General features: G+C 70.6%; 6 protein-coding genes and 1 pseudogene. 6 read left to right on the forward strand and 1 reads right to left on the reverse strand.

What is annotated here, in order from left to right; translation table 11 throughout:
• A pseudogene (locus J1C73_RS09705) lies at nucleotides 1-185 on the reverse strand (MFS transporter); the annotation flags it as partial.
• 265 nt (nucleotides 186-450) lie between these two features.
• Between J1C73_RS09705 and J1C73_RS09710 the strand changes: the two are divergent.
• From J1C73_RS09710 to J1C73_RS09735, 6 genes are all read left to right on the forward strand, one after another.
• Nucleotides 451-1,107, forward strand: coding sequence for a GntR family transcriptional regulator (locus tag J1C73_RS09710; protein ID WP_207315975.1), 657 nt, complete (start codon nucleotides 451-453; stop codon nucleotides 1,105-1,107).
• A gap of 32 nt (nucleotides 1,108-1,139) precedes the next feature.
• The gene (locus tag J1C73_RS09715; protein WP_207315976.1) at nucleotides 1,140-2,042 is read left to right on the forward strand and encodes a dihydrodipicolinate synthase family protein; all 903 of its coding nucleotides are present in this window, start codon (nucleotides 1,140-1,142) and stop codon (nucleotides 2,040-2,042) included.
• Nucleotides 2,039-3,775, forward strand: a complete 1,737-nt coding sequence (gene araD, locus J1C73_RS09720; RefSeq protein ID WP_207315977.1) for an L-arabinonate dehydratase — start codon at nucleotides 2,039-2,041, stop codon at nucleotides 3,773-3,775. The genes J1C73_RS09715 and araD overlap by 4 nt, the downstream gene beginning before the upstream one ends.
• A gap of 185 nt (nucleotides 3,776-3,960) precedes the next feature.
• Nucleotides 3,961-4,890 carry a carbohydrate ABC transporter permease gene (locus tag J1C73_RS09725; RefSeq protein WP_207315978.1) on the forward strand — a complete coding sequence of 310 codons (930 nt, stop codon included), beginning with the start codon at nucleotides 3,961-3,963 and terminating at the stop codon, nucleotides 4,888-4,890.
• Complete coding sequence (locus J1C73_RS09730; RefSeq protein ID WP_207315979.1) at nucleotides 4,887-5,807, forward strand: carbohydrate ABC transporter permease; 921 nt, start codon at nucleotides 4,887-4,889, stop codon at nucleotides 5,805-5,807. Before J1C73_RS09725 ends, J1C73_RS09730 begins: the two co-directional genes overlap by 4 nt.
• 5 nt (nucleotides 5,808-5,812) lie before the next feature.
• Nucleotides 5,813-6,443, forward strand: a 631-nt coding sequence (locus J1C73_RS09735; RefSeq protein ID WP_207315980.1) for a Gfo/Idh/MocA family protein, incomplete at its 3' end; no start/stop codon positions are given.

Here is a 6,443-nt window from a genome sequence, read left to right on the forward strand (position 1 = left end):
AGCACCGGCATCCAGACGGTGAACAGGGCGAGCGCCGCCAGACTGTCCGAACCCGTCAGCGACTTGACCCAGATCCCGGCCGCCAGCGACATCGCCGAGCTGCCGAATCCGGAGACGACGACCGCTGCCAGGAACAGCCCGGCCGTCCGGTCCCGCAGTACCCGCCCCGCCGCCGACCCCGCCATCGTGCCCACCGAACCTCCTTGACCTGCGCGTGTGTTGTGCGGTCAGGCTGGCCGCTAAGGCCCGTGCGGGGCATCGGGAAGATGCCGTAGGCGGCCTGGCGGGGCGGCCCGGTGCCGCGATCCGTGTACGGCACACGTCGTAGTCCGGTGAAGTTCTTCTGCCAGAAGCGTTGACGAAACATTCATGGCGCCTCTAGCTTCATCGCGTCGTACTTCGTACGTCATATATGAGACGCGATACGCGAGATGCGAGAGCCCTTCACCCATGACCTTTGCGCCCACCCCGATTCCGTCCCGCACCCAGTACGTGCTGGAGGCGATCAAGCACGCGATCCTCACGGCGCAGCTGAGACCAGGGCAGGCGCTCGTCGAGACCGAGCTCGCCGCGCAGTTCGGGGTCTCCAAGACCCCCGTCCGGGAGGCGCTCAAGACCCTCGCCGGTACCGGGCTCGTCGTCATGAGCCAGTACAAGGGCGCGATCGTGCGGCTGGTCGACGCGACCATGGCCAGGGAGGTGTACGACGTGCGGCTGCTGCTCGAACCGGAGGCGCTGCGCCGCTCCATCACCCGCAAGGCCTCGCTCGACGCGGCCCAGGAGGCCCTGGAGCGGGCCGACTCGGCCGGCGACAAGGCGGACAGGTCGCTCGCCAACCGGGACTTCCACCGGGCGCTCTACCTGCCCTGCGGCAACCCCCTGCTGGCGCGGATGCTCGACGAGGTCCGCGACCAGGCGGCCCTCGTGTCGACCGTCGCCTGGGCGACCGTCCCGTCCTGGGAGCGGGAGGCGGCCGAGCACCGGGAGATCCTGCGGCTCGCGCTCGCCGACGACGCGGACGCCGCGGCCGGGGCCCTGCACGACCACATCGCGTCGTTCGTCCGCCGCGCGTTCCCCGACGACGAAGACGGGGGCGGCGCGGCGTGAACCACCAGCACACCGACGAAAGGCCTGTCCGCATGGACCTCACACCGCTGAAGGCGGCCCTCGCGGACGTCGTGGCGATCCCGGTGACCCCGTTCGCCGCGGACGGCACCATCGACACGGCGGCGCACCGCGCCCTGCTGCGCAGGCTGCTCGACGGCGGCGTGCGCATCCTCACCCCGAACGGCAACACCGGCGAGTTCTACGCGCTCACCCCCGAGGAGCGGCGCACCGTCACCGAGCTGACCATCGACGAGGCGGGCGGCCGCGCCGCGGTCCTGGTCGGGGTCGGGCACGACGTGCCGACCGCCGTCGCCGCGGCCGAGCACGCCCGGGACGCCGGGGCCGGGATGGTGATGGTGCACCAGCCCGTCCACCCGTACGTCTCGCAGGACGGCTGGATCGACTACCACCGGGCCATCGCGGAGGCCGTCCCCGGACTCGGCGTCGTGCCCTACATCCGCAACCCGCATCTGGACGGGGAGTGCCTGGCCACGCTCGCCGACAGCTGCCCCAACGTCATCGGCGTCAAGTACGCCGTCCCGGACGCCGCCCGCTTCGCCGCCTTCGCCCGGGACGCGGGTCTCGACCGGTTCGTCTGGATCGCCGGCCTCGCCGAGCTGTACGCCCCCTCCTACTTCTCCGCGGGGGCCACCGGGTTCACCTCCGGCCTGGTCAATGTCGCCCCCGGTGTCTCGCTGGCCATGCTGGAGGCGCTGCGGGCCGGCGACCACCGGGCCGCCATGAAGGTCTGGGAGCGGATCCGCCGCTTCGAGGAACTGCGCGCCGACCGGCAGTCCGCCGACAACGTGACGGTCGTCAAGGAGGCCCTGGCCTCGCTCGGCCTGTGCGGCCGCGATGTACGCCCGCCCAGCCGGGTGCTGCCCGAGCCGCAGCGCGCCGAGGTCGCCGACCAGGTCGCGGGGTGGTCCATATGACCCCCGGGGCCGGCCGCGTCAGCTCCGAGGAACTGCGCAGCCACCAGTGGTACGGCACGGACGGGCTCCGCTCCTTCAGCCACCGCGCCCGCACCCGCCAGCTCGGCTACCTCCCCGAGGAGCACCTCGGCAAGCCGGTCATCGCGATCCTCAACACCTGGTCCGACATCAACCCCTGCCACGTCCACCTGCGCGAGCGCGCCCAGGCCGTCAAGCGGGGGGTCTGGCAGGCGGGCGGCTTCCCGCTCGAATTCCCGGTCTCCACCCTCTCGGAGACGTTCCAGAAGCCGACCCCGATGCTCTACCGCAACCTGCTGGCGATGGAGACGGAGGAGCTGCTGCGCTCCTACCCCGTCGACGGTGCGGTGCTGCTGGGTGGCTGCGACAAGTCGACGCCCGCGCTGCTGATGGGCGCCGCCTCCGTCGACCTGCCGGCCGTCTTCGTACCGGCCGGGCCGATGCTGCCGGGGCACTGGCGCGACGAAGTCCTCGGCTCCGGCACCGACATGTGGAAGTACTGGGACGACAAGCGGGCCGGACTCATCGGCGACTGCGAGATGGCCGAACTGGAGAACGGGCTCGCCCGCTCGCCCGGCCACTGCATGACGATGGGCACCGCCTCCACCCTGACGGCCGCGGCCGAGGCGCTCGGCGTCACCGTCCCCGGCGCCTCCTCCATCCCGGCCGTCGACTCGGGCCATGACCGGATGGCCGCGCGGTCCGGACTCGCGATCGTCGAACTTGTCTGGCAGCAGAGGAAGTTGTCGGACATCCTCACGGCGGACGCGTACGAGGACGCCGTCGCCACCGTCCTCGCGCTCGGCGGCTCCACCAACGCCGTCATCCACCTCATCGCGATGGCGGGCCGCTCCGGGATCACGCTCACCCTCGACGACTTCGACCGCATCGCCCGCACCGTGCCGGTGCTGGCCAATCTGCGGCCCGGCGGAAAGTACCTCATGGAGGACTTCCACTTCGCCGGCGGGCTGCCCGGCTTCCTGGCCCGGCTCACCGACGTACTCCACCTGGACCGGCCCACGGTCACGCACGACACCCTGCGCGCACAGCTCGACGGTGCGCTGGTGCACAACAGCGACGTCATCCGGGAACGTGACAACCCCCTCGCCGACGAGGGCGGCGTGGCGGTGCTGCGCGGCAACCTCTGCCCGGACGGCGCGGTCATCAAGCACATCGCCGCCGAACCCCACCTGCTGCGCCACACCGGTCCCGCGGTCGTCTTCGACGACTACCAGGAGATGCAGCGCACCATCAACGACCCGGCCCTGGCCCTCACTCCGGACCATGTGCTGGTGCTCCGCAACGCCGGACCCAAGGGCGGCCCGGGTATGCCCGAGTACGGCATGCTGCCGATCCCCGACTACCTGCTGAAGCAGGGCGTACGGGACATGGTGCGGCTCTCCGACGCCCGGATGAGCGGCACCAGTTACGGGGCCTGCGTGCTGCACATCGCACCCGAGTCCTATGTCGGCGGGCCCCTCGCCCTCGTCCGCAGCGGTGACCTGATCACCCTGGACGTCGAGGCGCGCCTGCTCCATCTCGACGTCAGCGAGGAGGAGTTGTCGCGGCGCAGGGCCGGGTGGACGCCGCCGGTCAACCGGTACGAGCGCGGTTACGGGGCGCTCTACCAGGACCAGATCACCCAGGCCGACACCGGCTGCGACTTCGCCTTCCTGGCCCGGCCGGGAGACGTGCCCGACCCGTACGCCGGCTGAACGGCCCCACCGCAATTCCGCGCACCGCCTCGTTCGATACACCGAACGTCATGCGGGAAGCGCTTGCGCACTACACGCATCGCACCACCGAGCACCACCCGGCACCACCCGGCGCAGTCCAGTGCCGCCCAGCCCCGCCGAGCATCAACCCGCACCCCCCGTACCAGAGAGAACGGAGACGTGTCATGGCCCAAGCCGCCGCTGTGGCCACACCGCCCAAGGTGCCCAGGCGCCGCTCCGCGAGCCCCCGCCGACTGCCGTATCTGCTGATCGCCCCCGCGGGGCTGCTGATGCTGGGCTTCATCGCCTATCCGGTGGTCAGCGTCTTCTACTACAGCCTGCAGAACTACAACGTCACCAAGCCCTGGCGGAACGGCTTCGCGGGCCTGGACAACTTCACCCGGATCTTCACCGAGGACGACCAGTTCTGGACCACGCTGGGCTTCAGCGCCCAATGGGTGGTCACCCAGGTCGCGCTCCAGCTCACCCTCGGACTGGCCCTCGCCCTGATCGTCAACCAGACCTTCATCGGCCGCGGCGTCTCCCGCGCCATGGTCTTCTCGCCGTGGGCCGTCTCCGGCGTGCTGACCAGCACCATCTGGATCCTGCTCTACAACTCCTCGACCGGATTCAGCCGTTACCTCGCGGACGCCGGGATCGGCGACTACGGCACCTCCGTGCTCTCCGACACCGGAACCGTCTTCTGGGCCGCGACCGTCGCCGAACTCTGGCGCGGGGTCCCCTTCTTCGCCATCCTCATCCTCGCCGACCTGCAGTCCGTCTCCAAGGAGCTGTACGAGGCGGCGTCCGTCGACGGCGCCGGGCGGCTGCGCCAGTTCTTCCACATCACCCTGCCGCACCTGCGGGACGCGATCATCCTCGCCACCCTGCTGCGCGGCGTGTGGGAGTTCAACAACGTCGACCTGCTCTACACCCTCACCGGAGGCGGACCGGCGGGCGAGACCACCACCCTGCCGCTCTACGTCGCCAACACCGGCATCGAGGGCCACGACTTCGGCTACGCCTCGGCGCTCACCACCGTCGCCTTCGTGATCCTCCTCTTCTGCTCGATCGTCTATCTGCGCCTGAGCAAGTTCGGAGGCGACCACAAGTGACTGCCGCACTGGCCGAGAAGAACGGCACCGACTCCGCACACCCGCCCGCGCCGAGCAGCCGGCCGCCCGCCGCGCACCGGCGCCGCAAGCCCGGCCGCGAGCGCGCCTTCGACGAGGTGCCGCGCTGGCAGATCTACGTACCGCTCGGCATCTACCTGGTCTTCACCCTCATCCCGTTCTACTGGATGCTCCTGTTCGCCGTGCGCCCCGCCGGGTCCACCTCGCTGGTGCCGTGGCCGATGACCGGGGAGCACTTCTCCAAGGTCTGGAACGAGCGCAGCTTCGCCGTCTTCTTCCAGAACAGCATGATCGTCGGGGTCTGCACCCTGATCACCACCACGCTCGTGGCGCTGGCCGGCGGTTACGCCCTCGCCCGGTTCAACTTCAAGATCAAGAACGCCTTCATGCTGGCGCTGCTCTGCTCGCAGTTCATCCCGGGCGCGCTGATGCTCGTACCGCTCTTCGAGATCTTCAAGAACCTCCGGATGATCAACTCCCTGGGTAGCGTGGTCATCGCCGAGACGGTCTTCCAGCTGCCGCTGTCGATCATCCTGATCAGCGGATTCATCAAGAACGTGCCCGTCTCGCTGGAGGAGGCCGCCTGGGTGGACGGCTGCTCGCGCCTGCGCGCCTTCTGCGCGGTGGTGCTGCCGCTGCTGCGGCCGGGGCTGATCGCGGTCGGCTCGTTCGCCTTCGTGCACAGCTGGAACCACTTCCTGTTCGCCCTGATGTTCCTCAGCGAGCAGGACAAGCAGACGATCCCGGTCGGCCTGAACACCCTCATCGGCGCGGACAGCGTCGACCTGGGCGCGCTCGCCGCGGGCGGTGTGATCGCCGCGGTCCCCGTGGTGATCGTCTTCGCCTTCATCCAGAAATGGCTGATCACCGGCTTCAGTGCCGGCGCCGTGAAGGGCTGACGCGCATGGGCCCCATGAACACGCACACCACCCCGCTGCCGATCGTCCTCGCGGGCGCCCGCGGCCACGGGCGCCGGCACCTCGCCAACATCCGCCGCCTCCAGGACCGGGGCCTCGTCCGGCTCGCCGGAGTCTGCGAGCTGAACCCGCTCAGCGAGGGAGAGCTCGCCGCCTTCGCCGCTGAACCCCCCGAGCAGTCAGCCGACTTCGGGGCGCTCCTGGACTCCACCGGGGCCCGCGCCGCCGTGATCTGCACCCCCATCCAGACCCATGCCGAGCTGGCCCTCACCGCCGCCGGACGCGGCGTCCACCTCCTGCTGGAGAAGCCGCCCGCCGCGACCCTGTCCGACTTCGGGCGGATCCTGACCGGGGTACGGGACGCCGGCATCGCCTGCCAGGTGGGCTTCCAGTCCTTCGGCTCGCACGCGGTGCCCGCCGTCCGCGAACTCGTCCGCACCGGTGCCATCGGCACCGTGCGGGGCTACGGCGCCGCGGGCGCCTGGGTCCGCGACGACACCTACTACCGGCGGGCGCCCTGGGCCGGGCGGCGGCGGATCGGCGACACCGACGTGGTCGACGGGGTGCTGACCAACCCGCTCGCGCACGCCGTCGCCACCGCCCTCGAACTCGCCGGCA

The sequence above is a fragment of the Streptomyces laculatispora genome (assembly GCF_017353455.1).
Taxonomy (GTDB): Bacteria; Actinomycetota; Actinomycetes; order Streptomycetales; family Streptomycetaceae; genus Streptomyces; species Streptomyces laculatispora.

Bases quoted from the DNA above. Each gene is read 5' to 3' on its own strand.
- J1C73_RS09710 (WP_207315975.1), top strand. From the start codon at position 451: ATGACCTTTGCGCCCACCCCGATTCCGTCCCGCACCCAGTACGTGCTG.
- J1C73_RS09715 (WP_207315976.1), top strand. From the start codon at position 1,140: ATGGACCTCACACCGCTGAAGGCGGCCCTCGCGGACGTCGTGGCGATC.
- araD (WP_207315977.1), top strand. From the start codon at position 2,039: ATGACCCCCGGGGCCGGCCGCGTCAGCTCCGAGGAACTGCGCAGCCAC.
- J1C73_RS09725 (WP_207315978.1), top strand. From the start codon at position 3,961: ATGGCCCAAGCCGCCGCTGTGGCCACACCGCCCAAGGTGCCCAGGCGC.